The sequence below is a fragment of the Terasakiella sp. SH-1 genome (assembly GCF_004564135.1).
Lineage (GTDB): Bacteria > Pseudomonadota > Alphaproteobacteria > Rhodospirillales > Terasakiellaceae > Terasakiella.
Window position 1 is genome coordinate 3,204,105 of the sequence record NZ_CP038255.1, and the last position, 26,567, is coordinate 3,230,671.

The window sequence follows — 26,567 nt, forward strand, 5'->3', positions numbered from 1 at the left end:
ATGGGACGTTTTCTTTCAATCGTGCGTCGTGACCTGCGCCTTGCGCTTCGCCAAGGCAGTGACAGTGTGATGGTGGTGATGTTCTTTGTTCTGACCGTCGTGCTGTTTCCTTTCGGGATCGGACCGGAAGGCAATATTTTGGCCCGTGTCGCCAGCGGGGTCATTTTTGTGGCAGCCCTTTTGGCCTCCATGCTGTCGTTGGAGCGACTGTTTCAAACCGATTATGAGGATGGATCGCTGGAACTGCTCACGCTTTCACCCATGCCGCTGGAAATCATTGTGCTGGCAAAAGTGATCGCACACTGGCTGACTACAGGTTTGCCTTTGATGATTGCCTCGCCCTTGCTTGCCATTCTCATGAATATGGATGGCAATGGCTTTTCCATGCTCATGCTCGCCCTTTTGCTGGGCACCCCAGCACTGAGTCTCATTGGAGCGATTGGGGCAGCACTGGTTTTAGGATCGCGCCGGGGCGGTGTGCTGATCTCGCTTTTGGTTTTACCCCTGTTTGTCCCGATCCTAATCTTTGGGGTGGGACTGATCGAAGCCGCTATTGGAGGTTTTGCGGTGAAATCACAAATCCTGATCCTGTCCGGGATTCTATTTGCCTGTTTGGCGCTATGCCCCTTTGCCGCAGCAGCCGCTGTACGCCAATCGGTGGAATAATTATCCCTGCACCCAAGGTAAGCCAGCAACTTTCCAGCCATTGACGGTTCCGCGATGGTGATCACCGTTCTTATCGCCTTCAAACCCGCCTGAAATGTTATAGCAGGTCTTAAACCCGGCAGCGGTTAGGGCAATGGCCGCATGTTTGGAACGTACACCGGATCGACATAGCATCAGCAGCTCGGCTTCTTTGTCAGCCACCAGTTTTTCCACCTCGCTGACAAAATATTCATTCTGCACACCACCGGGAAAGCGGTTCCATTCCACACAGAAATGTTGCTTGGAAAGGGAAGACAGATCCACTTGCCCCACCCATGCCCATTCAGCAGCTGTGCGCACGTCAATTAAGACAGCAGATGGTTTTTCTGTAAGAATATCCCAGGTTTCTTGTGCGGTGATATCGCCAGCATATTGTTCAGACATGGCCTTTGCCCCTTTTACGAAAGACGTCAGTTCAACGCTGTTTTACCATCTATTTCCCTGAACTCAAGCGCTTTACGGCATTCACAAACCGATTCAACGTTTGTGAAATTTCACCACGTTCCAGCATAATTTCAATCAGATGGAATTTCGAGGTGTCTTTCTGCGCCACTTCAAGAGCCGTGATCAGTTCTTTATGTGTCGTCACGCGTGTGCCGTTGCCGCCCATAGGTCCTGCCATTTTCGCAAAGCCCCAGTCATCAAGGTCGTGATAATCTGGTCCCGGCTGAAAGGTACGCAACATTTCCCAACTTCTGTTATTGAATAAAAGAACAATGGGATTCCAGCCGTATGTTCGACAATTGCCAAGTTCCCAACCTGTCATTTGAAAAGCACCATCCCCCACCATGATCAAGGGACGTTCCCCCGATGTGGCCTGAATCGCCAACCCCGCAGGCACACCCGGCCCCATAGAGGCATAATAGCCCGGTGCGATCAGGGCCGTGTTTTCAATATCCATGGCGGTAAAGAGACAATCCCCCATATCCGAGGCAATCGGCATGCGACCATGCTGGGCAAACATATCATTGATGGCACAAGCCACATCTGTGGGCGCAATGGGACGGTCATCCCCCTTAAGCCCATGGGGGTAGGTCGGTGCGGGCAATTTCTGGGCATCCCCAATGGGCTGGGCAATCTCAATCAAGGCTTCAATCAAAGCTTCAAGGGAGATATGGGGATAGGTATGATGGGCAAAATTGACTTCACGATCAAAGGCATGCACAACCCGGCGCATGTCGATTTCCCGTTTGGAGACGCCGAAATTGGTATCAGACAAAATCACCCCAAGCATAAGCAAACCATCTGATCGTTCAACGGTTTTGCGCACTTCTTCTGTACCGGCCAGCCCCAGATAAGTCCCGATCAGAGGGGCATCGGCATGGGCTAAAATGCCACGTGCCATAAAAGAGGTGACGACAGGAATACCTAAAATCGTGGTCAGTTCAGCCAGTTTATCTTCCAGACCAAAACGGCGCACTTCAACCCCGGCCATAATGCAGGGCTGTTTGGCAGTTTCTAAATGGCGAAACACTTCTTTCGCACAGGCACGTGCGCCCTCCATATCGGTGCAGCTGGGGTGAAAAGCAGGCACAGGGTCCACATCAACACCCACCATGTCACGGGGAAATTCAATATAGACGGGACGGGATTGTTCAATACAACGGTCCAAAGCCTGTGCAATCAATTGAGGGCCTGTTTTGGCATCATCAAGGATAATTTGTGCACAGGTGATTTCTTCAAAAATCTTATATTGGGAATCAATCCGCTTCACCTGATGATGCAAACCAAGGCCCCGCTGACTTTCCAGTTTGCCCGGTGCCCCGGAAATCACCACCAACGGGGACTTTTCCACATAGGCTTGGGCCACCGGATTAACCATATTCAACGCCCCAGCCCCATATGTCACCGCCGCCACACCCAGACGGGAATTGAACCGCCCGGCTGCATCTGCTGCAAAACCCACACCGGGTTCATGACTGAGGGTATGAAGCGGCAGGATTTTACTGTCTTCCAAAATTTTAAAATAAGGAAGGGCGAAATCACCAGGAATACCGAAAACTTCACGTGCACCACGATCTTTTAAGGCGTGGAAAAGCGCTTCTGCCAATTGCATTTTAGGGCCTCTCTGTTCATTTGCTTTCTTTTATATATATGTTTCATTTGAAACAATTCTAGCAAAGAAGAAGAGAAATTTTCGCTTAAACTTCTTCAATTTCGGATAATAACCAATCACGAAATGCCCTAATCTTGAACCTTTCAACCGATTCTGGCGGACAGACGAAACAAACCTGAATGCCTGTGGGTACACTGATATTAAATAACCGCAACAACCGCCCAGCTTGCAGTTCTGAAGAAATCATCGAAGAATGGCCAAGCGCAATCCCTTCACCGGAAAGGCAAGCCTGCATGGCCATATGGGTATGGGAAAATTTGGGACCTCGGGTATGATCAACTCCTTCGATTTTGGCGTGTTTTAGCCAATATTCCCAGGTTTCAGCCTCTGACAAGACGGCATAATCATGCAACAAGGTATGATGTTTTAATCCTTCCGGGGTGATAATGGACGGATGACGTTCCAGATAATGCGGTGCGCAAACCGGGAACATCTCATCATCCATAATATGTTCCACATGTAGATTGCCCCAGCTGCCCCGGCCATAACGAATGGCACAATCCACATCATCACGATCAAAATCAGCCAAGGTATCATAGGCCGCAATCCGGATATCAATATCGGGATGCTGATCGGTAAATTGTTGCAAGTGGGGCACCAGCCACAAGGAAGCAAAAGATGGCATGACCGATACCGTCAACACACCGCTACTATCTGCCTTCAATAGATTATTTGTGGCGATGTCGAGCTGATCCAATGCATCACGTACATCAGGGAAATAGCGCTGTCCCTCATCAGTGAGGAGAAGAGCGCGATTAAGACGCTTAAAAAGCTCTTTAACCCCAGATATTCTTCCAACCCCTTAACCTGGTGGGAAACTGCGGCTTGGGTGACAAAAAGCTCATCTGCTGCACGGGTAAAACTGAGATGACGTGCCGCTGCTTCAAAGGCACGCAAAGCATTTAGCGGAGGAAGCTTTCGGGGCATTGTGTCGATACAATCCATCTATTCAGATTAGAAAAACTAATTTATACTAACAAAAAACCTCGTTTGTGCATAGGCGAAAAGCCACGTATAAAAGACACCATAAGAGGCGCGCCTCTATTGGTATGAACTTTAACGTGATGAGGTTGGTTATGTCAGTAGAGACTCTTAACATCGACAATTGTTGTTCAGTAGAAACAACTCATAAACTTGAGACACGTTTGGTTAACATGCCGAAAATGGTGTCTGAAACAATCGGCCAGTGGCTGCAACGCCAGCGCAAGCGCCGTGAACTTGCCCAGCTTGATGACCGTATTCTTGAGGATATCGGGCTGACACAAAAAGAAATAGAAGCTGAAATTTCCAAACCATTTTGGGTTAAATAATTTCATGCTTACGATTACGTCATTGCGGTGATCATTGATTTTTAAACGAAAATCTCCCGTGATCTAAATCCCTAACCAAGTGCCGCAATGACGTTCCCTTTGTGATAGGGTCAGGCTATGCCTAACAGCTTTCTATATGTCGTGACGGTATTGATCTGGGGGTCAACCTGGCTTGCGATTAAATATCAGCTTGGTGTGGTGGCGATAGAAGTATCCATCGCCTATCGCTTTGCCTTAGCCAGCCTTATCTTGCTGGCCTTTTGCCTTTTAACCGGAAAAAAATTAGCATTTGATCTAAAGGCTCATATAGGAATGGCGTCTTTAGGTGCCTTTCTTTTCTCCGGCAATTACGTTTTTATGTATTGGGCCACTGGCTATATCACGACAGGGCTGGTTTCTGTGGTGTTTTGCGCCATGGTTGTCATCAATATCAGTTTAAGCCGCCTGTTTTTCAAAACAGAAATCACCCGGCGTGGATTGCTTGGCGCTACATTGGGAATGGCTGGAATTTGTCTGGTCTTTTGGCCAGAGGTCGAAACGTTTGATTTATCCGATCAAGGCTTCTTTGGCATGATGCTGGCTTTTATCGGTACGGTGTCGGCCTCTTTTGGAAATATCGTTTCAGCCCATAATCAAAAAAAGGGCCTTCCGGTTATACAAGCCAATGCCTGGGGAATGGCCTATGGCACGCTTTTCATGACGCTGGCCGCATTGGGCCAAGGGCATGAATTTACCTTTGACAGTCGATTTGAATATCTTTGCTCCCTGTTGTACTTGTCGGTCTTTGGCTCGGTTCTTGGGTTTGGCTGCTATCTCACATTGCTGGGCAATATTGGGGCAGATAAGGCAGTTTACAGTGTTATTCTTTTCCCACTGGTTGCCCTTAGCCTTTCAACTTATTTTGAGGACTATCAATGGCCACTGGCAGCAGTTGTCGGGGTGCCACTGGTTTTATGGGGAAATATTCTGGTCCTGAGCAAACCGGACAGAATGACCTTAATGTGGCAAAAGATCGCTTCTAAACGAGTCTGAATTGTCACGGTGACAATGTTTTAATTGTTCCCCTATCAAACATTATTTATTCTGGAATAACTTTAAATCTGTGAGGATGTTCACCATGGGCAAACGAGCATGGACAATTATTATTTGTGGGGCATTGATTCTCGCCATCGGTATGGGCATGCGCCAGAACCACGGCCTGTTCATCGAACCCATGCGCATGGATCTGGGCTGGCAGCTTGGTGTATTTGCCATGGCACTAGCGGTCCAAAACCTCATGTGGGGGGTTGCCCAGCCTTTTGCCGGAGCCTTGGCTGATAAATATGGCTCACGCCCTGTCTTGCTGGGCGGTGTCTTTGTTTACGTCCTTGGTCTTTTGGGCATGGCCTTTCCTCAAGGCCCAATGATGCTGCATATGAGTGCCGGTGTTTTGGTTGGCCTCGGTGTGGCGGCAATGGGCTTGCCTGTGGTTTTGGGTGCCGTGGCCCGCATGGTGTCTGAAGAAAAGCGCAGTACAGCCTTGGGCATTGCTTCCATGGGGGGCTCTTTTGGACAGTTCTTATTCGCCCCTGTGTCTCAAGGGCTGATCAATGAATATGGCTGGTCCATTGCCTTGACCGCACTGGCTGCGATTGCCGCACTTGGTGTTTTTCTGGCCTTGCAGGTTAATGCGAAACCCAATGAAGAAGAGTTTCATCCCAATCAAGCCGCACAAACATTATCTCAAGCCATTCATGAAGCTTTTGGCACCAATAGCTATATTCTCTTGAACCTTGGCTTTTTTGTATGTGGGTTCCATATTGCCTTTATCGTCACCCACCTGCCCATGTTCCTGTCCACCTGTAATATCGCCCCGGAAGTCGGTGCAACCGCTTTGGCTGTAATCGGCGTATCTAATATGGCCGGGACTTATCTTGCGGGCGTTCTGGGCGGGAAATATTCCAAGAAATATCTTCTAAGCCTGATTTATCTAAGCCGGGCACTGGCGATCCTTGTCTACATGCTGATGCCCGTCACGGTCTTTTCCACGCTGGCCTTTTCAGTTGCCATGGGTGCGTTATGGCTGTCCACCGTGCCCTTAACCAGCGGGTTGGTCGGCGTGATGTTTGGGACCCGATATATGGGAACACTGTTTGCCATTACCCTTTTCACCCATCAGGTCGGTGCCTTTTTCGGTGCATGGCTGGGTGGCTATTTCTTTGATCTGACAGGATCATTTGATGGCGCGTGGATTGCCTCAATTGCACTGGGCGTCTTTTCCGCAGTGGTCCATCTGCCCATTAAAGAAGTCGCCGTAGAACGCGCAACGCAGGCCGCCTAGATACAAAATGGGGTTATAGAGCACCTAAAAAGTGCCCTATAACCCCACAAGCATTACAAGGTCTTTATTTCTTCTTCAACTTCACCGCCACAAAACGCAAGCCCTCTTCTCCGTCGATAAGGAGCAACAGGGATTTGTTTTTACGTGTCTTGGCTTTCTTCACCGCCTGTTTGATCTCTTCCGGGCTGGTGACTTCTTTTTGGCTGACTTCAACGATCAGCTCACCTGGACGAATGCCTTTTTCCGCTGCTGGGCTTTCAGCAACCACATCAAGAACCACCACACCTGTGGCTTCTTCGGGCAGTTTGAACCGTTCACGAGCCGCATCATTCAAACGGCCCAAAGACAGGCCAAGTTCTTCAATCGTCGCCGATGTTTTCGTGACCTTTGCCGGACCTGCGGAGCCATTCTTTTCTGCAACTTCCAGCTCACCAACTTTAACACTCAGTTTCTTGAGCTTCCCTTTGCGCCATACTTCCATGGGTACAGAATTACCGACTTCGGTTTCTGCCACAATGCGTGGCAGTTTGCGCATTTCGGAAACTTCCTTGCCGTTAAAGGTCAAAATCACATCACCTTTATTGACCTTGGCTTTTTCTGCCGGTCCCCCTTCGGCCACACTGGTGACTAAGGCACCACGTGGTCCATCAAGGCCAAGGCTTTCTGCAATTTCTTCAGACACATTCTGAATACGCACACCCAGCCAGCCCCGGCGGGTGCGGCCATATTCTTGCAAATCCGCAATTACGGTTTTGGCAATATTGGCCGGAACGGAAAAACCAATGCCGACAGACCCGCCACTGGGAGAATAGATCGCTGTGTTAATCCCGATCACATCACCCTCCAGATTAAATAACGGTCCACCGGAATTCCCCTTGTTAATAGAGGCATCCGTCTGGATAAAATCATCATAGGGCCCCGCCTGAATGTTGCGACCACGCGCAGATACGATCCCGGCAGTGACAGACCCGCCCAGACCGAACGGATTCCCGATAGCAACAACCCAGTCACCCACACGGATTTTATCAGAATTACCCAGACGGACTTCTTTCAGCTTCACGCCTTTTTTGATGGTTACTTTCAACAAGGCAATATCGGTTTTGGGGTCTTTGCCCAGAAGTTCTGCATCAAGAGAGGTGTTATCCTGCAAGATAACTTTGATTTCTTCGGCATCCTGAATGACATGGTTGTTTGTCACCACCAGACCTTTTACCGCATCAATCACAAAGCCGGAGCCCAAAGAGGTCGCTTGACGAGAACGTGGCTGTGGCACCTGCCCCCCGCGACGTTCAAAAAATTCACGAAAAAAATCCGGCACACCTTGGGGCAATTGACCATGGGCAGAATTCACCGTCTGGGTCGTGGAAATATTCACCACCGCAGGCAGAAGTTCTTCGGCCAAATCCGCAAAACTATCGGGTGCTGAACGGGCCTGACTTTGTGCAATAAGCGCAATCATCAAGCCAAAAGCCATGAGGGCGAGGATCACCCATTGTGTGGAGTTGATCGCTTTTGTTTGTGTGTATGTTTGACGGTTTCTCGTGATCTTGTTCATTTTTCTGTCATCACCTCTTTTAGGTCTGTCTATTGCCATTAATGTATCTTCTTGCGAGGATTTCGCAAGTTTCCCATAACGTTAACCATCATTCGCGATAAATATGCCGCGAGAATGGCAAAATTGTAACCAACTGTTACCCCCTGTTACAGGGCGCCGCGCACCAACCAGACCAGTACCACCCCGATCATGGCCGCTGTTAATCCAGCGGTGCGTACAGATTGGGTCGGCATCGCCAAAATCTGCATCATCATTTTTTTCATACCATCGGGAAACAGGGCATAAAGCATCCCTTCAATAGCAATAGCGAGACCGATTGCGACAAAAAAATCTGACATCTTTTTAATACTCACGTCATTCCCAACTTGATTGGGAATCTCTATCCAATTGAAAAGACCCCCGCATAGGCGAGGGTGACAAAAAGAAAAGCCCCATCACGAAAATCGCAACGGGGCTTTTAGACCTTACAGCTTACTTGCGTGTACCGAAGTAGCTGAAGAACTCGCTATCCGGGGACAGAACCATGGAGGTCCCTTCACCCAAAGCTTCGCGGTAGGCTTCCATGGAACGGTAGAAACGGAAGAATTCCGGGTCCTTGCCATAAGCGTCGCCCAAAACGTTATTTCGCTGGGCATCGCCTTCACCGCGCAGGATGTTGGACGAACGACGTGCTTCGGCGAGAATAACCGTCTTTTCACGTTCAGCTTCCGCTTCAATACGTTGTTTGATCTCATCACCTTCGGCGCGCAGACGGTTAGCCACCTGCACACGGTCGGTACGCATACGATCAAATACGTTGTTGGAAATCTGTGCCGGCAAATCGGCACGGCCGATACGTACATCCACAATCGTCACACCATAATCAGATTCGGCCTTGCGAACCGTGCCAACGATCTCGTTCATGACTTCCACACGTTTGTCAGACAGCAGGTCACCCATGCCGACTTTCGCAATGGAGTTACGAACAGCAGTATTCAGGATACGACCAAAGGCATCGGCAAACTGACGCTCAGAGCCCTGAACCGCCTGGAAATATTTCAGCGGATCGGTAATGCGATAGCGTGCATAAGAATCCACGATGATACGCTTTTGGTCAGCCAACGGCAGTTCGGCAGGCTGCGGATCAAGGTTCAGGATACGTTTATCAAAATAACGCACTTCCTGAATGAAGGGGATTTTCCAGTTCAGACCCGGTTCCTGGATCACACGACGCGGATCACCAAATTGGAAAACAATCGCCTGTACAGGTTCAGCTACCTTAAACAAAGTGCCAGAGGCCAGACCAGCGGCACCGACGACCAACAAAATAAGAGCAATAAGTTTCTTCGGTATCATTAGTTTGCTCCTTTATTGCGTTTTTGCAGCTCAGGCAGGGGCAGGTACGGCACAACGCCTGCACCTTTGTCATTATCAACGATGACTTTTTCAGAGCCTTTCAACACTTCCTGCATGGTCTCCAGATAGAGGCGCTCACGCGTTACATCTTTATTGGCGGCGTAAGATTCGTAAACAGAGTTAAAGCGTTTGGCCTCACCTTCGGCATCCTTGATCACACGCTCTTTATAGGCTTCGGCATCCTGGATCAGCTTTTGCGCCTCACCACGTGCGGTCGGAACGATCTTGTTACGATAGGCTTCGGCTTCGTTTTGCTTACGCTCTTTATCCTGACGGGCAGATTGCACGTCGTTAAAGGCTTCGATAACCGCTTGGGGTGGGTCGGCTTTCGCCAACTGCACACCTGTCACCCGAATGCCGGACTTATAATCATCCAGAATTTGCTGGATCAAATCTTGGGCACCTTGAGCAATTTGACCACGGCCTTCGGTGTTAATCTTTTCAAGGTTCATCTGACCGATCACTTCACGCATGGCCGATTGAGCTGCGGCAGAAACGGTTGTTTCCGGATCGCGAATGTTAAACAGGAAGCTTGCCGCATCCTTTACATTCCAGAGAACAGCGAATTCAACATCGGCGATGTTCTGGTCACCCGTCAACATCAAGCTTTCACCTGTGCCACCACGTGTGCGCGTCGTTGTTGCACCGATATCAATTTTACGAACAGTGGTCACTTCCGGTGTCAGGACAGTCCCGATAGGTGCCGGAAAATTCCAATGCAGGCCCGGCCCTGTAGAAGAGACATATTTACCAAACATCAGCTGAACGCCTTGTTGGTTGGTTTGCACCTTATAAAAACCAGAGGCAATCCAGGCACCCACGAGCAGGATCAGGCCAAAGGCAAGCAACTTGCCGCCGCCCATACCGCCGGGTGCGAACTTTTTCAAATTCTCCTGGCTTTTGCGCAGCATTTCTTCCAGATCGGGAGGTGTGGGGCCACCGCCGCCGTTTCCACCGCCACCATTGGGTTTTTTCGGTCCTTGTCCCCAGGGGCCTTGGTTATTTCCACCACCACTGCCCCACGGGCCACCGCCCTGATTGTTCCATGACATATTGGGTTTTTCCCTTTAAGAGTCGAGTAAGTCAAAGGTCTAAGATACTTGCACTTGGCAAACGTCGTGTAACAGTCTTATATGACACAAACAGCTTTTGCAACGTGCGAGCCATTAAAGATTACATTTATCCGATGTGAAGGAGATTTCAAGGATGTCCGCCCAATTAGAACAAAAAGTTCTCGACACGCTTAAAACCATTAAAGACCCGGCTAAAGATGTGGACATTGTCACTGCTGGCATGGTCATTGGCCTGCAATCCAAAGACGGCCATATTGCCTTCACCATTGATATCGCAGATCCGGCGCGTGCCAAAGAATTTGAACCCATCCGCAAGGCCGCAGAAGATGCTGTTCACGCCATGGACGGTGTACTCAGTGTCACTGCTGTCCTCACCGCAGAACGCCCAGCCCAACCGCAACAACAAGCCCCCGGCGTTGCCCCGCAAGACCAAGCTTTGATGCCCGGTGTGAAATCCATCGTGGCAGTTTCTTCTGGTAAAGGGGGGGTGGGGAAATCCACCACCTCTGTGAACCTCGCCTTGGCCTTAGCCGCAAAAGGGCTGTCCGTCGGTTTGCTGGATGCTGATATTTATGGCCCGTCCATTCCGCGTATGCTCGGCATTACAGGTCAACCTGTCAGCCATGATGGCAAAACACTGGAACCCATGGAAAATCATGGCATTAAATGTATGTCCATCGGCTTTTTGGTTGAAGAAGACACCGCTATGATCTGGCGCGGCCCCATGGTGATGGGGGCTCTTGAACAGTTGATGCGTGATGTCAATTGGGGTGAACTGGATGTACTGGTCGTTGATATGCCACCGGGCACAGGCGATGTGCAGCTGACCATGGCTCAAAAAGTGCCACTGACGGGTTCTGTCATTGTGTCCACCCCGCAAGATATTGCCCTTTTGGACACGCGCAAAGGTTTGAACATGTTCCGCAAGGTAGAAATTCCAGTCTTCGGTATTGTGGAAAACATGAGCTATTTCTCCTGCCCCCACTGTGGGGAACGCACCGATGTCTTTAGCCACGGCGGCGCACGCGAAACCGCAGAAGCTCAAGGCGCAGATTTCCTTGGCGAAATTCCGCTGGATATTAAAATCCGTGAAACATCTGATGGGGGCCATCCGATTGTTACCTCTCATCCTGATAGCGAACATGCCAAAGCCTATGCAGGTATCGCTGACAAGGTTTGGGCCAAGGTGGAAGATCAACTGGGTGACTCTCAAGGGCCAAAGATTGTGTTTGATTAACAGAACTGTTACTAGATTCCCGATCAAGTCGGGAATGACGCCACCTTTATCGTCATCCCCAACTTGATTGGGAATCTCTTTTCCGTTTCATGAGAGTCCTAGTTTTAAGGGGATGACAATAGAGGCAACATGCCAGCCACACGTTTTCAGCAAACTTCCTGGGCCTTGTTTGACTTTGCGAATTCCGCTTTTCCCACAGTCATCACCACCTTTGTCTTTGCCGCCTATTTTTCAAAAGGCATTGCACCGGATGAAGTGAGCGGGACCTCGCTGTGGGGCTATACGACGGGAATAGCGGCTTTTTTCATTGCGCTGTGTGCCCCTGTTTTTGGGGCCATTGCCGATCACAGCGGGGCGCGAAAACCGTGGATTTTCCTGTTTTCCTTTCTGTGTATCACAGGCTCAGCCTTGTTATGGTTTGCCACACCGGAAGAAAGTTCCATCATCTGGGCCCTTGTATGCGTGGGGGTGGCGACCTTTGGCTTTGAAATGGCAATGGTATTTTACAATGCCATGTTGCCCGGTCTTGCCACACCTGGAAAAGAGGGACTGCTCTCTGGGCTTTCCTGGGGGCTGGGATATCTTGGGGGCCTGTTGGGGTTGGCCCTTGTGCTGGTTCTTTTTGTCCAGACCGACACCCCGCTTTTCGGGCTAAATAAAGAACTCGCAGAACATGTGCGTATTTCCGGTCCCTTTGTAGCCGTTTGGTATAGTGTCTTTGCCTTGTTTTTGTTCCTGTTTGTCCCAGACCATCAACCAAAGAAATCCATCCTACAGGCCGCACACCACGGTCTTTCAAGCTTGAAAAATACTGTGGCAAACTGGCGCAAGCAGCCGGACATTTTCTCTTACCTGCTGACCCGCATGATTTATACCGATGGGCTTAATACGCTGTTTGCCTTTGGGGGTATTTATGCTGCGGGCACTTTTGGCATGAGCTTTTCTGAGCTGATTATCTTCGGCATCGGCATCAATGTGACCGCAGGGCTTGGGGCGGCTCTCTTTGGCTGGCTGGATGATCGCTGGGGGCCAAAGCGTGTCATTATGATCGCGTTGATCTGTCTGCTTGGGTTTGGCAGTGCAACCCTACTGGTTGATGACAAGACCCACTTCTTGATCCTCGGGCTGTGTCTTGGTTTGTTTATGGGACCGACCCAAGCGGCAAGTCGAACCTATATGGCCCATATTTCCCCCAAAGACAGCCGAACAGAACTGTTCGGACTTTATGCGTTATCAGGCAAAGCCACAGCATTTCTTGGTCCTTTGCTGGTTGCTTTTGTGACAGACCTGTTCCTTTCCCAACGTGCAGGCATGGCGACCATTTTGCTGTTTCTTGTGATCGGACTTGCATGTATGGCGCGCTTGCCCGATATAAGAGGGCAAGAACAGACATAAAATACAAAGGCCCGTGCGATATGGTGAATTCATCCCTTTCTCTTTTAAGTGATTATCCGTTTCAGCGTTTGCGTGACCTGCTGGATCACCACGCAACCCCACAAGGTTTGCAAACACTCGCCATGTCCATTGGGGAACCACAGCATCAACCGCCGAAATTGTTGCAAGATGCCATCACTGAAAATGCCCATCTGTGGAATAAATATCCCCCCATTGCGGGAACACCGGACTTACGAGCCTCGATCAAGGGCTTTCTGGATCGCCGTTATGGTTTGAAAGACGATTTCCTCAGCACCGATCATGTCCTTCCGGTCTGTGGCACACGCGAAGCCCTGTTTATGGTTGGTAATCTGCTGATTGAACGCGTTGCCAAGGATGAAGAAAAGCCGCTCGTCCTCGTACCCAATCCGTTTTATCAGGTCTATGTGGGGGCGGCTGTCATGAACGAAGCCACACCTGTTTATCTGCCTGCTGGTCCTGACAATGGTTTCATGCCGGATTTGAATGCTGTCAGTCACGACATGTGGGATAAAACGGCCCTGCTTTTCCTCTGTTCACCGGGTAATCCACAAGGCATGGTCGCTGATCTGGACTATCTGAAAAAAGCACTGGAACTGGCACGACGCCATGACTTCATCTTGTTAATGGATGAATGTTACGCGGAACTTTATGACGATGAAAAACCCCACGGGGCCTTGGAAGTCGCCCAAGACAGTGGGGCGCTGAAAAACCTGCTGGTGTTTCATTCCCTGTCCAAGCGCTCCAGTGCAGCCGGTTTGCGTTCCGGCTTTGTCGCAGGCGATATGGACCTGATCAAAGCTTTCACGGGCTTGCGCAATTATGGCGGGGCTTCCATGCCCTTGCCCCTGCAAGCCGCCAGTGTGGCCCTGTGGGATGATGATGATCATGTGGCTGAAAACCGCCGCCTTTATAAGATGAAAATTGATGCGGCCGAACGTCACTTGGGCGACCGTCTCGGATTTTATCGCCCCGCAGGCGGATTCTTCCTGTGGCTGGATGTGTCTGAACGTTGGGAAAATGGCGAAGCCGCTGCCCTTGAGATTTGGCAAAAATGCGCGGTGCGCGTCATCCCCGGTGAATATCTTGCCAAAACAGATGACACAGGGGAAAACCCCGGCCAGAAATACATCCGCTTGGCCTTGGTGCATGAACAAAGCATCATCGAAGAAGCCATGGAACGCATTGCCGCCATTTTATAAATGATCATCAGCGCGTCCAGACGAACCGATATCCCGGCCTTTTATAGTAACTGGTTTATGAACCGGATACGGGCCGGGTTTGTGAAAACGCGCAACCCCTTTAATGCCAAACGAGTCCGGACCATCTCGCTTTCCCCGCTAGATGTGGATGTGATTGTCTTTTGGACACGTAATCCTTCTGCACTGATGAAACATCTAACTGAACTGGATAAACGCGGTTTTCGCTATTATTTTCACTATACCATCACAGGTTATCCCCGGATTTTAGAAAGAAAAACACCCGATCTAAACACCGCTATCCAAACCTTTCAGGCTCTTTCTGATCAGCTTGGGCCACATCGGGTCATCTGGCGCTATGATCCGGTTTTTCTATCCAGTCACAGCCCTCTTGAACATCATATCCAGACCTTTTCAACCATCGCCCAATCCTTGGAAGGATACACCAATCGCGTGGTAATCAGTCTGATTGATCTTTATGCCAAAACCACCCGAAATCTTGATAAAATTGAACAGCTTAGTTTTACGGACTTAAAGGTGTATAATCAGATTCGTGATGACCTGTTACATCCTTTAAAAGAGATTGCTCATACCCATCAGATCAACATGCAGTCCTGTGCAGAAGAAACCAATTTAAGCTCACTTTCAATTCCAGCGGGTAAGTGCATTGATGATGATCTCATTTTCCAAGACTTCAACATAAGGCTTTGTAACAAAAAAGATAAAGGGCAAAGAAAAGCCTGTAGATGTATTCCTTCAGTGGATATCGGAGTCTATAACAGTTGCTTGCATGGCTGTGAATATTGTTATGCGACCTCTAATGCGAATCGGGCACAACATAATTACCAAAAGCATGACCCAAACGGACCCTTTCTGATTGAATAAGGGAAATACAATCCATTGGATGCAGAAAGGTAAATACTTCTTAACTTACAATCATCACGGACGGGATTTTTTCGATTCTTCCCCCTCATTTGGGTGACGCAACACAACCAAAAATTACTTATAATTTTATAAAAAATAAAATTATATCTAGGAGAGACTAATGGCCAAGATTTTGATTGCCGAAGATGTCGATGAAATCCGTTTTGCCTATGAAGCCATTTTATCATCAGAAGGTCATGACATCACATGTGCCCATAATGGTCGCGAAGCCACCGACCTGATCAATTCATCACAGTTTGATCTGGTCCTTACAGACATGATGATGCCCGAAGGTGATGGTCTATGCGTTGCCAGTGCAGCTCATAAACTGGAAAACCGCCCCAAACTTCTGGTGATCACAGGCGGCGGTGAGCGTATTTCCCCTTATGAAGCCCTGAAAATGGGGGAATTCCTGTTTGATGTGTCCATGGTCAAACCTGTTAATGCGCAGGATTTATTAAAGACCGTGCGTAAAATGATCAACTGATCACGCCTGCACACCATTGAAATAAAGTTTCAACATTACCAGCGATAAAATGCCTTTTATTGCGCTGCAAAAGATGTTAAAAAACGTCCAAATCGACACATCATTAAACCAATTCCTTTTGACCAATTGGTTTAATGATAATTCTGTGATTTTACGCAAATACGTCGTCGTAATTTTTAATCAAAATTACTCGGGATTTGCTATGAACCAGTCATTAAAGGACGTTTAAGTTATGACAAAAACAAATCCGGGCAACTTCTTTGAAGACTTCTCCCTCGGTCAGGAAATCGTTCATGCCACACCACGCACGGTGACAGAAGGCGATGTGTCCATGTACACGTCTCTTTATGGTTTCCGTCACATGCCGCATTCTTCTGAACCCAATGCACGTGAACTTGGTTTTGAAGCCATGCCGCTGGATGACCTGCTGGCTTTCCACATGGTCTTTGGCAAGACGGTACCGGATGTATCCTTGAACGCCGTTGCCAACCTTGGTTATGCAGAAGGACGTTTTGGTGCCCCGGTTTATCCCGGTGATACCGTTCGCACGACTTCCACTGTGATTGGCTTGAAAGAAAACTCAAACGGCAAAACCGGCGTTGTTTATGTCAATTCTGTTGGTGTCAACCAGGATGATGAAGTCGTTCTGGATTATGTTCGCTGGGTGATGGTGAAAAAGAAAAATCTTGATGCCCCGACACCAGAAGCCAAAATCCCGGATCTGGCTAAAGTTGTAGCCGTTGATGATCTGGTCATCCCAGCTGGTTTGGATTTCTCCAACTATGATACAGACCTTGCGGGCTCCCCCCACCTGTGGGAAGACTACGAAGTGGGTGAAAAAATCGACCATATCGACGGCATGACCATTGAAGAAGCCGAACACCAGATGGCGACACGCCTGTATCAAAATACAGCGAAGGTTCACTTTGATCAGTTTGCCGCCAAAGACAATCGTTTTGGCAAGCGCTTGATCTATGGCGGTCACATTATTTCCCTGGCACGCGGCCTGTCATTTAACGGTTTGGGCAACGCGTTTAAAGTGGCTGCGATCAACGCGGGTGCACATGCCAACCCGACGTTCTCCGGCAACACAATCTTTGCCTGGTCAGAAGTGCTGGATAAACAGGAAATCAAAGGCCGCACAGACATGGGGGCTCTGCGCCTGCGTCTGGTTGCAACCAAAGACCACCCGGCTGACGACTTCCCCTATAAAGGCGAAGATGGCAAATATAACCTGGATGTGGTTCTGGATCTGGATTACTGGGTCTTGATGCCGCGCCGTGGCTAACCCTCTTTTCACATTGTGTGATAAAAAAGCCATCATGGGGCAACCTGTGATGGCTTTTTTTTGATTTCTTCCTTTGCATTCAAGCTTATTGACCGTACTGTGAAAAAGACGCAGGGATGGAAATGAGCAAAACGAATGAGCGCGATAATCGCTGTCATGAATCACAAGGGCGGGGTGGGTAAGACCACAACGACTCTTAATCTTGCCAGTGCCCTGGCTGCTGGGGGCAAATCCGTGTTGATTATCGACATGGACCCGCAAAGCAATGCGGCCACAGGGTTGGGTCTGGACCTTAAGTCCATTTCAAAGGGCAGTTATGAATTGGTCCTGAGCGATCATGCCACCCATGAACTTGCCTTGAAAACAGACCTGCCCCATGTATCCATCATCCCGGCGACCTTCCATCTCGCCGCCCTGAGCACTGTCTCCCCGGAAACCGAAGACCCGGAATTTTGGTTACGTGAAAGCCTGCAAAATGAAACGCTGGGCTATGACTATATTCTGATTGATTGCCCGCCCTCTTTCGGGATGCTGAGCCTTAACGCTCTGGTGGCTGCCCAAAAAGTCATTATCCCGGTTCAAAGCGAAAGCTTCGCCATTGCAGGGCTGCAACAGATGGAAAAGTCGATCAGCGATATTCGACAAGAAGCCGAACATGAACTGGATTTTCGCATCTTGTTGACCCTGACAGATGCCTCACAAAAATTACACCAGCTGGTTGATCAGGAAGTCCGCGCCCATTTTGACAATCAAGTCTTTCTCAGCGCCATTCCAGTGGAACCCAAAATTGCTGAAAGTGCGTTTTTAGGACGCCCGGTCGTTGTCCATTCCCCCAATGCACGTGGGGCCAAGGCGTATGTGCGAGCCTGTGCGGAATGTATCCAATGGATTGAAGGCGGGGAGCAACGCACTCATCAAGAGATCATCGTAAACGGGCTAAAAGAGTGGTTGAATGATGATTCTATTACCGCTGCCAATGAACCTATGCATCTTGATACACCACAAAATACAGCCCCTCATCCCCTTCCTATGGAACATGATGACCCCAATGCCTTTCGCATCAGTATTCGAAACGGCGTTATCCTCGCCCTTGCCTTAACAGCAGGCATGGCACTGGCATTTCTAGGATTATAAACAGATGCCTTTTCTTGCCCTTGTCTTTGCCCTTTTGCTGTTGCCCGCCAGCCTACAGGCCAAAGAACGGCTGATCTGGTTTATCTGGGACCTGCCACCTGAATTTGTTAAATCAGGCCCCTGGGCAAACCAAGGTTATGGCGATAAATTTCTCAAATATTTTATCGACCATATGCCACAATATGATCACAAGGTGCAACGGGTCAACATCCCCCGCTGGAGCAGTGAGGCCCTGCGCCCCAATCGGTGTTCCGCCCACATTTGGGGTGGCTTTTTCCCCGACCAATTAATTGAATCAAAACCTTATTCGTTCACCCCACCCCATGTCTTAATCGCGCCCAAACGCCATCAGGAACGCTTAGGCCCACCGGGAAGCACGGTGTCTTTAGGCCAAATTCTGGCCAAAGGGGAAATGCGACTGATTGCACAAAAAGTTAATTTCAACGAAAGCGCAAAACAAAGCCGCTACCCAGTCCTTTTCCCGTTTCTCAAACCTTATATGGGCAAAAAAAATCTGGTCGAACTCAGCGGTGGGCGCAATGATGTGGATTTACGATTATTAGAACATGGTCGTGGTGACATCACCATCGGCTATCCCACCACCATCACGACCCAACAACGGGTTTTTAACCTTGGGGACAACTTCGTCAGCTATAATCTGCGCGAACATTATTTCTATAAAAAGGTCTATGTCGCCTGCAACAACACACCCTTTGGACAAAAGGTTATTGCCCAGATTAACCAGCTGTTGACCCCACAAACCCTAAAAACCTTCCTCGCTTATCACGAAGAATGGAATGATGGGGCACCTCATTTTCGCAAAACCTATCTGGATTATTTCATTCACGGCAAAGAATTGGGCCGGGTGATTGATTAATCCCTGTTTGTCGTCCTCGCGCAGGCGGGGACCTCTAAAAGTTAAAGAGATCCCCAGTCAAGCTGAGGATGACGAATACAAATGACTGATTAAACAGCCAATTCCACCAAAACAGGGGCATGATCGCTGGGCTTTTCCAAACCACGCAAATCCAGCAAGACCTCACAACTTTTTACCATATCCTGTAAAGCAGGTGTCACCCACACATGGTCAAGACGACGCCCCTTGTTGGACGCCCGCCAGTCACGCGCACGATAGCTCCACCAGGTAAAGCATTTCTCTTCGGGCAGGATATGCATGCGCATGGCATCTACCCAATGGCCTGCTGCCTGTAATTTATCCAGACGATCAATTTCCGTTTGCGTATGGGTGATGATGTTTTTCAGCTTCTTATGATCCCACACATCAGTTTCCAGCGGGGCGATATTGAAATCTCCCACCATGATACGTTTTTTGCCATCATCCACGCGCCCTGCACACCAAGCAGTCATTTCATCAAGGAACTGTAATTTATGGGCAAACTTCGGATTTGTTTCTGCATTTGGCTCATCCCCCCCTGCCGGAATATAGAAATTGTGCAGTTCAATACCGCCTTCCAGTTCCAGACTGACATGACGCTTGTCTTCGCGTTCGCACCAGGACAGGGCTTGCTCATTGCTAAAGGGGGTTTTGGACAGAATCGCCACACCATTATAGCTTTTTTCCCCGGAAAAATGGATATGAGGGAAGCCCATGGCTTGTAAATCAATCAGGGGAAACAGTTCATCACGGACCTTGGTTTCCTGAAAACAAATCACATCCGGATTATATTTTTCAACCAGCTCTTGGACATGGTGCAAACGAATGCGAACAGAATTAATATTCCAGGTGACAAGTTTCATCAGACGACCCTTTAAACGATTGTCATCCTCGCGCATGCGGGGATCTTTATGGAAAAAGAGATCCCGCATCAAGTGCGGGATGACGTTTTTTTACTCTATAGCAGAAAAGAAATGCGCCCGGCTAGGGGGTGCCGGGCGCAAAAGGCTGTCTCTCATGGCTGAGAGTGTCATTGGTGGCAGGGGAACCACCATTGATCAGCGGCAAATAATATAGGGTAGGACTGCCGCTGCCTATTAAATGGGGATTGAACGGTAAAATAGTTAATGCAATTTATACAATGCAGCTATGCGTTTATTGCATATTTTTTAATCACTTGAATCTACTTAATTATTGCCCTGATCATATTGCGGGTCAATAAATTCAAAATGCTTTGGATTGATTTTTTGCCCCAGCACCGGGTTTAAAAGGGACACTTGGGTCATGCCCCCTTGGGCATCTACAACTACCCATTTTCGCAATTCCAGCGGGGCCTCGCTAAAAACCAACGTCACCGTTCCCATACCGGGGTCTTCACGATCCACCAGTGTCAATTCTATCACCCCGGCAAACCGCGCAATATCAATAATCTTGACGTCTTTTTCAAACGAGAATTCTTCCTGTAACAACACAGCCAAGGGGGTTGAGGCCAACGGATAATAATTTACCTGTTTAAATTCTTTATCGTGATAAATGATCGTCTCGTTACGCACCACCAGTTCTGTCTGGCTCGGCGGGTTATAGATCAGACGCATTTTACCGGGGCGAGAGAGGTAAACCTTGCCATCAGAATAAGCCCCATCGGAACTGACCTGAGCAAATCCGCCACTCAATGTTTTCATTTCATTGAGATACCCACGCAGTTTCACTGCCAGTGCCTGTTTTTCCGGTGAAAGTTGCCCCGTTTCCGCCAATAGCGGCGTTGCAACAAGGATCAAGGCAAGAAAAGCAATCAGGCGCAGCATAAAGGAATATCCTATCAATCTATCACTGTGACACAATGTAGCGTGTTAGAAATCAAAAGCAATGGTTCTTACATTTCACGCAAAACACGAAAAGAGATATTATAGCTAAAGACCTGCACATGGTTTTTATAGCGATAGGCCGATCGCGACAGTTTTGGGAAATAATACCATGATCCGCCCCGTGTCACCGGCTGTTTACAGTCCCCATCCATACGCGCCCTGCCATCTGTCGGGGCCAGGGCGTAATGCGGGCTCCAACAATCAGCCACCCATTCCCAAGCATTGCCATTCATATCGTGAAAGCCCCAAGGGTTTGGTTTGAATGACCCAACAGGGGCCGATCCCAATCCCGACCATTTAGAGCCACATTTACGGCAATTGGCATTATTCTTTCCCGGTTTATCCCCCCACCAATAGGCCGATGTGGTCCCTGCACGTGCAGCATATTCCCATTCCGCTTCACTAGGCAGGCGATAGGTTTGCCCGGTTTTTTTCGACAACCAACCAAGGTAATCACCAATATCTTTATAGGTCACATTGATGATGGGATAACGCCCCTTGCCCCAGCCATGATCATCAGGGGCCGGCTTACACCCCAGTTCCTGCGCACAGGCTTCCCATTCATCAAACGTGATTTCATACTGACCCAAAGCATAAGGGTAATTGATCTGCACTTCATGGGCCGGACGTTCATATTTATAGCCATGATCATCGCCCATGATAAAACTACCCGGCTGCACTGTCACCATACGCGGACACACGTCACAGTCCTGAAACGTAACGGGCTCGGCCTCTACAGAAGAGATCATAAAAAAAGAAAGCAGTACGAAAAATATATACATCACACCCTGAGCTTACTGGATTCCCGCTTTTGCGGGAATGACGAATTCATAAAAAAAGGGAACCCAAGGGCTCCCTTTCTTCAATCATTTTACACTGTGGATTAACCAACATGCCCCATGTCCGGCTTAACAGCGGCCATGCGCAAACGCAGGGCGTTGAGCTTGATAAAGCCTTCTGCATCACGTTGATCATAAACTTCATCTTCTTCAAACGTGACATGTTCTTCGGAATACAAAGACACATCAGACTTACGACCGACAACGATGACATTGCCTTTATAGAGTTTCAGGCGAACCACACCGGAAACATTTTCCTGTGTCTGGTCAATCAGGGCTTGCAGGGCTGCACGTTCCGGGGACCACCAGAAACCGTTATAGATCAGTTCAGCATAACGCGGCATCAGCTCATCTTTCAGGTGGCCTGCGTTACGGTCCAGCGTGATGGATTCCATCGCACGGTGGGCTGTCAGCATGATGGTGCCACCCGGTGTTTCATAAACACCACGAGATTTCATACCAACGAAACGGTTTTCAACCAGATCCAAACGACCAATACCGTTCTTACCTGCCAACTCATTCAATTTCGTCAACATGGTTGCCGGGGACAGTTTTTCACCGTTCAGCTTAACCGGATCACCTTTTTCATATTCGATCTCGATATATGTCGGGGTGTCTGGTGCGGCTTCCGGGGAAACTGTGCGCAAGAACATATCTTCAGAATATTCCGCCCATGGGTCTTCCAGTGCCTTGCCTTCATAAGAAATATGCAGCAGGTTCGCATCCATGGAATAAGGCGCTTCACCGAATTTATCTTTTGGTACCGGAATTTGGTGGTGCTGTGCATATTCAATCAGCTTGGTACGGGAGTTCAAATCCCACTCACGCCACGGGGCAATGACCTTGATGTCTGGTTGCAGGCCATAATAACCCAGTTCGAAACGAACCTGATCGTTACCTTTACCTGTGGCCCCATGGGAAACCGCATCTGCGCCAACTTCACGGGCAATTTCGATTTGACGCTTGGCAATCAATGGGCGGGCAATAGATGTGCCTAACAGGTAAACCCCTTCATACACCGCATTGGCGCGAAACATCGGAAAGACATAATCGCGCACAAATTCTTCACGCAGATCATCAATGAAGATTTCCTTGATGCCCAGCATTTCAGCTTTCTTGCGAGCCGGTTCCACTTCTTCGCCCTGACCGAGGTCAGCGGTAAAAGTCACCACTTCACAGTTATAGGTATCTTGCAGCCATTTCAGAATAATGGATGTATCCAGACCACCGGAGTAGGCCAATACTACTTTTTTAATGTCACTCATGATTAAACCCGCCTTGAAAAATGCGTCGTCAAAATTTGCGCCGAAAATAGGGCAAATGCTTCCCAAGAGCAAGATTTATTGAATCGTACTTATGCGTATCGCTTTCGTGACAATGATGGGGTAGAGTGAATAAACGCCATCGAAGCCGAGGAACTAAAGAAACATGGAAGAAAACTTCTTATACGATGCAGCCCCAGCCATTCTGGAAGCCAGCAGCGAAGCCATCATCACCATTGATTATGACGGTAAAATCAAAGGCTGTAATAATCAGTTCCTATTTCTATTGGGAATCAAAACGGAAAACGACTTGCCCCAAAACATTGACGGGCTGTTTCCAGACTTTGATTTTGAAAACCTCAAACCCAACAGCGCCGATGTCTTTGAACCCACAAAACTGACCAAACCGAGCGGCACAAATTCGCTGGTCCTGATGAAGGTCATCCCAATCGGGCTTCATACCAACAGCTTTAAAACCATCCTGATCCAAGACCCGGAAACCATTCGTCGCATTATTGATCATCTTGATTATATTGACAGTTTTGATGTGGCGTCCGGTCTGCTCAACCGAAACAAAGCCACCCTTGAATTTGAACAATTGCAAGCCAGTAACCTGTCGGGTGGGTGTTTCCTGATCAAAACGTCAATCGGTGGGGAACTGGATAACGAAGATCAACGTTATGGTGAAATCCTCAAACAGGTTTCTGTTCACCTCAAACCCCTATCCAGCCAAAGCGTTATTTGTCGCTATTCTCTTGATGAACTTCTTTTCGTCAGCGTCAATGAAAAACCACTAGACACAACGGCCCTGCAAACTGCCATTGAAGCCATTAAAAATGACCCCTATCTGACCCCTGATATTCATTTTTCCCTGTCTTATCAAGAATGGTCTGGTACCAAGGAACCTGTTGGCTCGTTGCTCAGTGCCTTGCGTCAGCGTCTTGATGACATCAACGCCACAGACCTTTTTGATGCGGTGGCCCATAAATCCACCAAGGGGTCGCGCAGTGCCTTTCTCCATAAGCTTGAAAAAGCCCTTGAAAATGACGAACTGCACTTTTTCATCCAGCCACAACTCAGTTCTGAAAACCGCCATGTGGCAGGTGGGGAACTGTTGATCCGCTGGATGCCCTCAGACAATGAAGTCATCCCGCCCTCACAGTTTGTCGACTATCTCGAACATGGGGAATTTGGCAAAACATTCCTCAATTGGTCAATCAAGCGTTCTGCGGAAATCCTCACCTATCTCAAAAAAGAGCTGGGGACCTATGTACCGATTTCCCTGAATGTGGCCTCCAATTATTTTTCAGAAGAAACATTGGTTCAGCCTCTGGAACAATGCATGACGCAATATGGCATTCCGTTTGAAAACCTGGAAATCGAAATTACCGAACGGGTTTTGGCGGAAAATCCCAAGGAAGTCATGAAAACCCTGTCAAACTTGCGTGAAAAAGGCTTCCCCGCCGCCATTGACGATTTTGGCACGGGCTATTCCAGCCTGTCCTATTTGCGCAAGTTCCCGCTGGATCGCCTGAAGATTGATCGGGTGTTTGTCACCAACCTGCAAGAAAATGAGGAAGACCGCCTGATTGCTGTGGCGATTGCCTCTTTAGCCCATGTGTTAGGGCTGGAAATCGTTGCCGAAGGGGTCGAAACCAATACACAAGCGGCTTTCCTGAAAAATATCGGCTGTGAATATTTCCAGGGCTACCTGACTGGCAAGCCCATGAGCGTGAAGGATTTTGTCGAATTCTACCGCGAAAACGAAAAACAACTGGATGAAGACAGCTGGTCAACAGACTATATTGCCGATACAAAAGTCGGCACCAAACACCGCAAAGTCACCTGGAAGAAAAGCTTCTCAACCGATGTGGTGTCCATTGATAATGAACATCGCGACTTGATTGAACTTCTCAATAAAGCGGCTGAAACCTACAATGAAGACCCCGAAGCCCTTGATCTGGGCGAAACCTTTGACCTGATCGGGGCGGAAACCTTGCGCCATTTTGATCACGAAGAAAATGTCATGCGCAACATGGGCTACCCCCGTTATGAAATGCATAAGGATAAGCATAAATGGCTGATTGCCGATCTGGCCAAACGTAAGGCGGAAATCCTCAATAACCCGGAAAGCACCAACTTTGAAGAAGTCTTGCACTATCTGAAATACTGGCTGTTGCGCCATTTAATCAGTGAAGACACTCATATTTTGCGCTACCTCAACAAATCCAATACGGAACGCCGCTTGCCATAAAGAATATTACGCCCAAAAGTTTTATCTGGACCATAAATACAATTATTGATAATTTTATATCAATGATTGTATTTATGAGGTGAAATCGTGCAAATTGATATGCATTACTATGGCACTTATGCTATGGCACGGGCAGCTGGATTAACAGAAAAAGCCGCCCAGCTCATCGCACAATGTTCCCAATTCGTTGATGATGCGGCAGAAGAAGAAGCCCTGCATTTTGAAGATGGCGGGGCTGTCTATGCTGAACCAACAGCCCACCATAACGGGCAGGTTCTCATCCAATATGCCACACAAAAAGTCTCCGGTAATGATCTCACACAACGCCAGATTTGGGTGCCTTATCATTTCCTGCCGGGCAATCAGGGGACAAGTTTTAGTGAACGGCTGAAATGTCAACAAAACAGCCTGATTGCACAGAAAATGGTTGCCCATAACCTGAAAATGGCTACAGAAGAATTTGCCTTGCCCCTCATCGGCATTACGGCACATGTTTATGCCGATACTTTTTCCCATTATGGGTTTTCAGGGGTCAGTTCCCGCAATAACCGTGTTAAGGGGGACAGCTTTCGCTTTCACAATGCCAATCCCGACACCATCACCTATCTGGAAAGCAAGAAAAAAAGTTTCCTTGAAAAATCAGAAGAGTGGGTCAAAGACAATTTCCGCTCCTGGATTTCTGATGGTGTTGCAGATGTCACAGGCGCGCTTGGTCATGGGGCTGTCATGACCTATCCAGACCTACCTTATCTGGAATGGGAATTCAGCTATGCCGATTCAGACAGAAAAATCCAGCGCAATAATCCAGAAACATTTCTGGACGCCTGTGAACAGTTGCACGGCATGTTCAGAACGTTTGCCGCACGTTGCAACCCGGTATTCCAGGACCCTGACGCTTTGGTTTCTTTTGAAAAAATGCGTCCAACCATCCAGGCTATTCTGGCTGTGATGCATGGTAAAAAACAACGGATTGCCGCCTGGAAAGATGCCTTGCAAACTGGCACGCTTTATGGCCGTGCAGAAGACCTGCCGGATTATACAGGTGAGGCATGGATTGACGAATTAGACCAGTTAAAAGCAGGTCGACAAACCTTCCCTTCTTCTGAAATGCGTGACAAAGATGTCTTCCATTATTTTCAGGCCGCACGCCATCACCGTTCCTTCATTCTCAGGGAACTGCTTCCTGATCATGGGCTGATTGTTGCCTAAGATGTCAACTTTAGGAAAGAAGGGGGCCGTTGGCCTCCTTTTTCTTTTCTCCTGTTTCCTCTCTGTGCTAGGTTCGCCAAAATTCTT

26 protein-coding genes are annotated in these 26,567 nt (G+C 48.6%); 14 read left to right on the plus strand and 12 right to left on the minus strand.

Annotated features, from left to right (window positions below):
- Entirely contained in the window at window positions 1-666 is a 666-nt protein-coding gene (ccmB, locus tag E4K71_RS15075) for a heme exporter protein CcmB (RefSeq protein WP_135081037.1), read from the plus strand.
- On the opposite strand, the gene E4K71_RS15080 is transcribed toward ccmB, so the two are convergent.
- From E4K71_RS15080 to E4K71_RS18480, 4 genes are all read right to left on the minus strand, one after another.
- Window positions 667-1,089 carry a rhodanese-like domain-containing protein gene (locus tag E4K71_RS15080; RefSeq protein WP_135081039.1) on the minus strand — a complete coding sequence of 141 codons (423 nt, stop codon included), beginning with the start codon at window positions 1,087-1,089 and terminating at the stop codon, window positions 667-669.
- A gap of 49 nt (window positions 1,090-1,138) precedes the next feature.
- A complete protein-coding gene (gene ipdC / locus E4K71_RS15085; protein ID WP_135081041.1) occupies window positions 1,139-2,761 on the minus strand; it encodes an indolepyruvate/phenylpyruvate decarboxylase in 1,623 nt (540 codons plus the stop codon).
- Between the two features lie 85 nt (window positions 2,762-2,846).
- Window positions 2,847-3,446: a LysR substrate-binding domain-containing protein gene (locus E4K71_RS15090; RefSeq protein WP_240796823.1), complete on the minus strand. Its 600-nt coding sequence runs from the start codon at window positions 3,444-3,446 to the stop codon at window positions 2,847-2,849.
- A 35-nt stretch (window positions 3,447-3,481) separates the two neighbouring features.
- Window positions 3,482-3,748 carry a LysR family transcriptional regulator gene (locus E4K71_RS18480; protein WP_240796824.1) on the minus strand — a complete coding sequence of 89 codons (267 nt, stop codon included), beginning with the start codon at window positions 3,746-3,748 and terminating at the stop codon, window positions 3,482-3,484.
- Window positions 3,749-3,897: 149 nt separating this feature from the next.
- Between E4K71_RS18480 and E4K71_RS15095 the strand changes: the two genes are divergently transcribed.
- The 3 genes from E4K71_RS15095 to E4K71_RS15105 all read left to right on the plus strand — a co-directional run bounded on the left by E4K71_RS15095 (window position 3,898) and on the right by E4K71_RS15105 (window position 6,451).
- Window positions 3,898-4,131 carry a DUF1127 domain-containing protein gene (locus tag E4K71_RS15095; protein WP_206201917.1) on the plus strand — a complete coding sequence of 78 codons (234 nt, stop codon included), beginning with the start codon at window positions 3,898-3,900 and terminating at the stop codon, window positions 4,129-4,131.
- Window positions 4,132-4,248: 117 nt separating this feature from the next.
- Window positions 4,249-5,163, plus strand: a complete 915-nt coding sequence (locus E4K71_RS15100; protein WP_135081043.1) for a DMT family transporter — start codon at window positions 4,249-4,251, stop codon at window positions 5,161-5,163.
- 85 nt (window positions 5,164-5,248) lie between these two features.
- Window positions 5,249-6,451: an MFS transporter gene (locus E4K71_RS15105; protein WP_240796825.1), complete on the plus strand. Its 1,203-nt coding sequence runs from the start codon at window positions 5,249-5,251 to the stop codon at window positions 6,449-6,451.
- A 64-nt stretch (window positions 6,452-6,515) separates the two neighbouring features.
- Here E4K71_RS15105 and E4K71_RS15110 read toward each other — a convergent pair whose 3' ends face one another.
- From E4K71_RS15110 to hflK, 4 genes are all read right to left on the minus strand, one after another.
- On the minus strand, window positions 6,516-8,006 hold the full coding sequence (locus tag E4K71_RS15110; RefSeq protein WP_135081047.1) for a DegQ family serine endoprotease: 1,491 nt from the start codon (window positions 8,004-8,006) through the stop codon (window positions 6,516-6,518).
- Between the two features lie 146 nt (window positions 8,007-8,152).
- The gene (locus E4K71_RS15115) at window positions 8,153-8,344 is read right to left on the minus strand and encodes a DUF2065 domain-containing protein (protein ID WP_135082094.1); all 192 of its coding nucleotides are present in this window, start codon (window positions 8,342-8,344) and stop codon (window positions 8,153-8,155) included.
- Window positions 8,345-8,477: 133 nt separating this feature from the next.
- Window positions 8,478-9,341 carry a protease modulator HflC gene (locus tag E4K71_RS15120; protein WP_135081049.1) on the minus strand — a complete coding sequence of 288 codons (864 nt, stop codon included), beginning with the start codon at window positions 9,339-9,341 and terminating at the stop codon, window positions 8,478-8,480.
- Window positions 9,341-10,453: an FtsH protease activity modulator HflK gene (gene hflK / locus E4K71_RS15125; protein ID WP_135081051.1), complete on the minus strand. Its 1,113-nt coding sequence runs from the start codon at window positions 10,451-10,453 to the stop codon at window positions 9,341-9,343. The genes E4K71_RS15120 and hflK overlap by 1 nt, the downstream gene beginning before the upstream one ends.
- Before the next feature lie 154 nt (window positions 10,454-10,607).
- On the opposite strand from hflK, the gene apbC reads away from it, so the two are divergent.
- The 8 genes from apbC to E4K71_RS15165 all read left to right on the plus strand — a co-directional run bounded on the left by apbC (window position 10,608) and on the right by E4K71_RS15165 (window position 19,033).
- Window positions 10,608-11,711, plus strand: coding sequence for an iron-sulfur cluster carrier protein ApbC (gene apbC, locus E4K71_RS15130; protein ID WP_135081053.1), 1,104 nt, complete (start codon window positions 10,608-10,610; stop codon window positions 11,709-11,711).
- A gap of 129 nt (window positions 11,712-11,840) precedes the next feature.
- Window positions 11,841-13,106 (plus strand): MFS transporter, encoded by a 1,266-nt coding sequence (locus E4K71_RS15135; protein WP_135081055.1) that lies wholly within the window; start codon window positions 11,841-11,843, stop codon window positions 13,104-13,106.
- 20 nt (window positions 13,107-13,126) lie between these two features.
- Window positions 13,127-14,326, plus strand: coding sequence for an aminotransferase class I/II-fold pyridoxal phosphate-dependent enzyme (locus E4K71_RS15140; protein ID WP_135081057.1), 1,200 nt, complete (start codon window positions 13,127-13,129; stop codon window positions 14,324-14,326).
- Window positions 14,327-15,208, plus strand: a complete 882-nt coding sequence (locus tag E4K71_RS15145; RefSeq protein WP_135081059.1) for a DUF1848 domain-containing protein — start codon at window positions 14,327-14,329, stop codon at window positions 15,206-15,208.
- 160 nt (window positions 15,209-15,368) lie between these two features.
- Window positions 15,369-15,734 carry a response regulator gene (locus E4K71_RS15150; RefSeq protein ID WP_135081061.1) on the plus strand — a complete coding sequence of 122 codons (366 nt, stop codon included), beginning with the start codon at window positions 15,369-15,371 and terminating at the stop codon, window positions 15,732-15,734.
- A 232-nt stretch (window positions 15,735-15,966) separates the two neighbouring features.
- The gene (locus E4K71_RS15155) at window positions 15,967-17,022 is read left to right on the plus strand and encodes a MaoC family dehydratase (protein ID WP_135081063.1); all 1,056 of its coding nucleotides are present in this window, start codon (window positions 15,967-15,969) and stop codon (window positions 17,020-17,022) included.
- Window positions 17,023-17,157: 135 nt separating this feature from the next.
- Window positions 17,158-18,156: a ParA family protein gene (locus E4K71_RS15160; protein ID WP_135081065.1), complete on the plus strand. Its 999-nt coding sequence runs from the start codon at window positions 17,158-17,160 to the stop codon at window positions 18,154-18,156.
- A 4-nt stretch (window positions 18,157-18,160) separates the two neighbouring features.
- Complete coding sequence (locus tag E4K71_RS15165) at window positions 18,161-19,033, plus strand: hypothetical protein (RefSeq protein WP_135081067.1); 873 nt, start codon at window positions 18,161-18,163, stop codon at window positions 19,031-19,033.
- 89 nt (window positions 19,034-19,122) lie between these two features.
- Here the strand turns inward: E4K71_RS15165 and xth are convergent, their stop codons facing one another.
- The 4 genes from xth to E4K71_RS15185 all read right to left on the minus strand — a co-directional run bounded on the left by xth (window position 19,123) and on the right by E4K71_RS15185 (window position 23,020).
- Window positions 19,123-19,950: an exodeoxyribonuclease III gene (xth, locus tag E4K71_RS15170; protein ID WP_240796826.1), complete on the minus strand. Its 828-nt coding sequence runs from the start codon at window positions 19,948-19,950 to the stop codon at window positions 19,123-19,125.
- Window positions 19,951-20,238: 288 nt separating this feature from the next.
- Window positions 20,239-20,856, minus strand: a complete 618-nt coding sequence (locus tag E4K71_RS15175) for an outer membrane lipoprotein carrier protein LolA (RefSeq protein ID WP_135081069.1) — start codon at window positions 20,854-20,856, stop codon at window positions 20,239-20,241.
- Window positions 20,857-20,924: 68 nt separating this feature from the next.
- Window positions 20,925-21,665 carry an SUMF1/EgtB/PvdO family nonheme iron enzyme gene (locus E4K71_RS15180; protein ID WP_135081071.1) on the minus strand — a complete coding sequence of 247 codons (741 nt, stop codon included), beginning with the start codon at window positions 21,663-21,665 and terminating at the stop codon, window positions 20,925-20,927.
- A 134-nt stretch (window positions 21,666-21,799) separates the two neighbouring features.
- A complete protein-coding gene (locus E4K71_RS15185) occupies window positions 21,800-23,020 on the minus strand; it encodes an argininosuccinate synthase (protein WP_135081073.1) in 1,221 nt (406 codons plus the stop codon).
- A gap of 163 nt (window positions 23,021-23,183) precedes the next feature.
- On the opposite strand from E4K71_RS15185, the gene E4K71_RS15190 reads away from it, so the two are divergent.
- The gene (locus E4K71_RS15190; RefSeq protein ID WP_135081074.1) at window positions 23,184-25,271 is read left to right on the plus strand and encodes an EAL domain-containing protein; all 2,088 of its coding nucleotides are present in this window, start codon (window positions 23,184-23,186) and stop codon (window positions 25,269-25,271) included.
- A gap of 87 nt (window positions 25,272-25,358) precedes the next feature.
- Complete coding sequence (locus E4K71_RS15195) at window positions 25,359-26,480, plus strand: DUF6765 family protein (protein WP_135081076.1); 1,122 nt, start codon at window positions 25,359-25,361, stop codon at window positions 26,478-26,480.
- The last annotated feature ends 87 nt before the right edge of the window (window positions 26,481-26,567 follow it).

Bases quoted from the DNA above. Each gene is read 5' to 3' on its own strand.
- E4K71_RS15160 (WP_135081065.1), top strand. From the start codon at position 17,158: ATGAGCGCGATAATCGCTGTCATGAATCACAAGGGCGGGGTGGGTAAG.
- xth (WP_240796826.1), bottom strand. From the start codon at position 19,950: ATGCGCGAGGATGACAATCGTTTAAAGGGTCGTCTGATGAAACTTGTC.
- E4K71_RS15095 (WP_206201917.1), top strand. From the start codon at position 3,898: ATGTCAGTAGAGACTCTTAACATCGACAATTGTTGTTCAGTAGAAACA.
- ccmB (WP_135081037.1), top strand. From the start codon at position 1: ATGGGACGTTTTCTTTCAATCGTGCGTCGTGACCTGCGCCTTGCGCTT.
- E4K71_RS15100 (WP_135081043.1), top strand. From the start codon at position 4,249: ATGCCTAACAGCTTTCTATATGTCGTGACGGTATTGATCTGGGGGTCA.
- E4K71_RS15165 (WP_135081067.1), top strand. From the start codon at position 18,161: ATGCCTTTTCTTGCCCTTGTCTTTGCCCTTTTGCTGTTGCCCGCCAGC.
- E4K71_RS15155 (WP_135081063.1), top strand. From the start codon at position 15,967: ATGACAAAAACAAATCCGGGCAACTTCTTTGAAGACTTCTCCCTCGGT.
- E4K71_RS15150 (WP_135081061.1), top strand. From the start codon at position 15,369: ATGGCCAAGATTTTGATTGCCGAAGATGTCGATGAAATCCGTTTTGCC.
- E4K71_RS15145 (WP_135081059.1), top strand. From the start codon at position 14,327: ATGATCATCAGCGCGTCCAGACGAACCGATATCCCGGCCTTTTATAGT.
- hflK (WP_135081051.1), bottom strand. From the start codon at position 10,453: ATGTCATGGAACAATCAGGGCGGTGGCCCGTGGGGCAGTGGTGGTGGA.
- E4K71_RS15090 (WP_240796823.1), bottom strand. From the start codon at position 3,446: ATGCCATCTTTTGCTTCCTTGTGGCTGGTGCCCCACTTGCAACAATTT.
- apbC (WP_135081053.1), top strand. From the start codon at position 10,608: ATGTCCGCCCAATTAGAACAAAAAGTTCTCGACACGCTTAAAACCATT.
- E4K71_RS15185 (WP_135081073.1), bottom strand. From the start codon at position 23,020: ATGAGTGACATTAAAAAAGTAGTATTGGCCTACTCCGGTGGTCTGGAT.
- E4K71_RS15105 (WP_240796825.1), top strand. From the start codon at position 5,249: ATGGGCAAACGAGCATGGACAATTATTATTTGTGGGGCATTGATTCTC.
- E4K71_RS15140 (WP_135081057.1), top strand. From the start codon at position 13,127: ATGGTGAATTCATCCCTTTCTCTTTTAAGTGATTATCCGTTTCAGCGT.
- E4K71_RS15080 (WP_135081039.1), bottom strand. From the start codon at position 1,089: ATGTCTGAACAATATGCTGGCGATATCACCGCACAAGAAACCTGGGAT.
- E4K71_RS15190 (WP_135081074.1), top strand. From the start codon at position 23,184: ATGGAAGAAAACTTCTTATACGATGCAGCCCCAGCCATTCTGGAAGCC.
- E4K71_RS18480 (WP_240796824.1), bottom strand. From the start codon at position 3,748: ATGCCCCGAAAGCTTCCTCCGCTAAATGCTTTGCGTGCCTTTGAAGCA.
- E4K71_RS15180 (WP_135081071.1), bottom strand. From the start codon at position 21,665: ATGATCTCTTCTGTAGAGGCCGAGCCCGTTACGTTTCAGGACTGTGAC.
- E4K71_RS15120 (WP_135081049.1), bottom strand. From the start codon at position 9,341: ATGATACCGAAGAAACTTATTGCTCTTATTTTGTTGGTCGTCGGTGCC.
- E4K71_RS15115 (WP_135082094.1), bottom strand. From the start codon at position 8,344: ATGTCAGATTTTTTTGTCGCAATCGGTCTCGCTATTGCTATTGAAGGG.
- E4K71_RS15175 (WP_135081069.1), bottom strand. From the start codon at position 20,856: ATGCTGCGCCTGATTGCTTTTCTTGCCTTGATCCTTGTTGCAACGCCG.
- E4K71_RS15110 (WP_135081047.1), bottom strand. From the start codon at position 8,006: ATGAACAAGATCACGAGAAACCGTCAAACATACACACAAACAAAAGCG.
- ipdC (WP_135081041.1), bottom strand. From the start codon at position 2,761: ATGCAATTGGCAGAAGCGCTTTTCCACGCCTTAAAAGATCGTGGTGCA.
- E4K71_RS15135 (WP_135081055.1), top strand. From the start codon at position 11,841: ATGCCAGCCACACGTTTTCAGCAAACTTCCTGGGCCTTGTTTGACTTT.